Origin of the sequence: Xenorhabdus bovienii (genome assembly GCF_024721015.1) — a bacterium.
GTDB classification, from domain to species: Bacteria; Pseudomonadota; Gammaproteobacteria; order Enterobacterales; family Enterobacteriaceae; genus Xenorhabdus; species Xenorhabdus bovienii.
The window spans coordinates 1-2,679 of record NZ_JANAIF010000160.1; the positions used below are offsets into that span (position 1 = coordinate 1).

At 39.4% G+C, this 2,679-nt stretch carries 3 protein-coding genes; 2 read left to right on the forward strand and 1 reads right to left on the reverse strand.

What is annotated here, in order from left to right; all coding sequences use genetic code 11:
• Positions 1 to 159 precede the first annotated feature (159 nt).
• Both NXS07_RS19365 and NXS07_RS19370 read left to right on the forward strand, forming a co-directional pair.
• Positions 160 to 765, forward strand: a complete 606-nt coding sequence (locus tag NXS07_RS19365; RefSeq protein ID WP_038195371.1) for a GNAT family N-acetyltransferase — start codon at positions 160 to 162, stop codon at positions 763 to 765.
• A 107-nt stretch (positions 766 to 872) separates the two neighbouring features.
• Complete coding sequence (locus NXS07_RS19370) at positions 873 to 1,541, forward strand: hypothetical protein (protein ID WP_038195373.1); 669 nt, start codon at positions 873 to 875, stop codon at positions 1,539 to 1,541.
• A 142-nt stretch (positions 1,542 to 1,683) separates the two neighbouring features.
• Here the strand turns inward: NXS07_RS19370 and NXS07_RS19375 are convergent.
• Positions 1,684 to 2,679 (reverse strand): IS630 family transposase (locus NXS07_RS19375; protein WP_258087447.1); only part of this gene is annotated, 996 nt, incomplete at its 5' end.

The following is a 2,679-nucleotide window of genomic DNA, read 5'->3' on the forward strand; positions in this document are numbered from 1 at the left end:
GTCAGCGTAATTTTCATGGGCGCGATCTTGATCTGATACGAATGAAAAATCAAGCATCTTCAATTACGATGGGTATAGATGAGTTTTTATATCAGTCAGCATTGAAAACTATAAAATTATTTAATTATCCCAATTCTTTTATATCATAAGGAGGGTAATATGATATTCAGATCAAAATCTTTTTCAGAAATATGGCCAAGATCAATTGATATCAGATGTTCTATAGTTATCAAGGAGGCTAGTCTATCAGAAGTATTTCATGCAACGGAAAAAATAAAGAAAGAAACTATGAATAATGAGTGGTTGTGCCCTAATTCTTCTGGTCAGCTTGATGAGGAGCAAATAAAATGGAATTCTAGATATAATCAGGCATTGGGAATATTTAAATTTTTCTATATTGATATTGGTATTCGCCTTAAATTAGAAGAAATTGATAAAAGAGTGTTGTTTTTTGTTGCTTATTTCAGAGGTGTTCCTGTCGGAGTTTTACAATTATTAATTACTGATGGGTTACCTAAAGTCGTTTTTTTGGCAACTCATTGTGGCATCCGAGGTTGTGGTGCTTTACTCATTGAATATGCAGTAAATAAATCACAACAATTAGGAATGGGAGGAAAGTTACAACTTTCTCCATATGAGGGAGCGAGAGCGACATATATGGCAATGGGATTTACTGGGGCTGGGGAACACCTGGAATTATATCCTGCTGATAGAAATGATAAATGGAAATGGAATGAGGCAACGGGTCGTTATAGATTCTGTTAAATATCAGTCTGGACACCTAATACGTTGTAATATATTTGGATTTTTGTTAGAGAAAAGTCAGGTGAATTATTTACATCTTCCAAAATATAATGAGGGGAATTAATGTAATGTTCAGATCAAAATCTTTTAATATTAACAACCGTTCTGTAGGATTTGGTCCTTTAACTCGGTCTAAATCCTGTACGGATATGTACACAACATTGGTTAATATGAAAACATTTATCACAATCAAGGAGGTCAGCCCAGAAGAAGCATTCTACGCAACGGAAAAGATGCTAACAGAAACTATGGCTGAGGATTGGTTTTATTTTGATTTTCTTAAGCTTGATAAGGAACAGGAAAGGTGGAAAATGAGGTATAATCAGGCGGTTAGTATACTTAATTGTCTCTCGACTAATGCAAAGATTCAATCTATGAGAGATAAAACTGACGGTTCAAAAAAGTTTTTTGCTGTTGCTTATTTCAGAGGTATTCCTGTCGGTGCCTTACAATTATTAGTGCAAGATAATCATGAAAATGAGTTACCTGAAGTTTCTTTTTTGGCCACTCATTGCGGTATTCGAGGTTGTGGTGTTTTACTCATTGAATATGCAGTAAATAAATCACAACAATTAGGGATGGAAGGAAAGTTAAAACTTTCTCCATATGATGAGGCGAGGCAAGCATATATAAATATGGGGTTTATGAACATAAATGGGGGCATGGAATTACATCCCGCAGCAAGAAATGATAAATGGAAATGGAATAAGATAACAAGCCGTTATGAATGTTGTTAAATTTTTGGGGCAATACATTGATATTCGGCTTTTTGTTAGAAAGATGCCGAATAAATTAATTAACCTCAGCTTCGTTTAAAGATAGCGATTTCATTATCCCGTAGATTCAAGCTCGGTTTTTTAGGTTGGAATGTATACGCAATTAACTTGAAGATGCAGGACTTAAAGTCTGGAAATTATCTGTCAACCGGGTGGTGAGTTCTTTCACTTTTTCTGGCAATGTGACATGAAAAAAGTGATGCAGCGTTTCACGGAACGTTTTTGCATCCGGAAAATAGATATTGTTCCGCACCTGCTCATTCGCATACTTCCATAATCGCTCAATCGGGTTGAGGTTAGGGCTGTAAGGTGGCAGATAGTGCAACTCGATATTTAGGACCTCGGCAAAAAATTGAACTATTTCAGAGCGGTGGTAACCGGCGCCATCCAGAATGAGATGAATTTTTTGTGAAAGCGGATAGGTTTCCCGGATTGCGCCGAAAAACAGAACAACATTTTTCGCGTTAATCGTCGGATATTCACGAATAATGGTCTCTTCAATCAAATTGAGGGCGCCCATGATGTTAAGGCGGGTCCGGCTGCCTGTGGTTTCGACCACGTTGACATGCTCCCTTCCGCGCCTCATCCAGCCGTAACTTAATTTTGTGGACTGGGTAGGATGCATGGCATCAATAAACAAAATAGGCGCATTTTGACCACATTCAGCTTTCAACGCGTTGTAGGTCTCAATAAAGTGTTGCTGTTTATCCGCATCGGATTTATGGGGAATTCCCCTCGGCTTCTTGTAGCTGAACCCTTGGCGGTGGAGCCATTTTGTCATCCCGGCCACAGTGTAAGTCACCTGCCAGTGCGCCCAGACATAAGCAACAATTTGCGCGGTAGTGTGCATCAAATTTGCCGTCAGATACTCCACTAATTCTGTCGTTTGTTCGGCAGACAAACGGCTTTCAGAGCCGCCATTTTCAGGGGCGAGTTTTTCCTCAGAGAAGTCATCCTTCAGATGCCGACTCACCGTACTTTCATGAATACGCAAAGCCTGGGCAATCATCTGAGCAGTCCAACCTTCTGAGGCCAAAAGCACGGCCTTGATGCGGTCACGTACGCGCCCATCACGAGTCGTATCGTGCATCAATTCGAG

Coding starts and splice junctions, on each gene's coding strand:
- NXS07_RS19370 (WP_038195373.1), top strand. CDS start 873: ATGTTCAGATCAAAATCTTTTAATATTAACAACCGTTCTGTAGGATTT.
- NXS07_RS19365 (WP_038195371.1), top strand. CDS start 160: ATGATATTCAGATCAAAATCTTTTTCAGAAATATGGCCAAGATCAATT.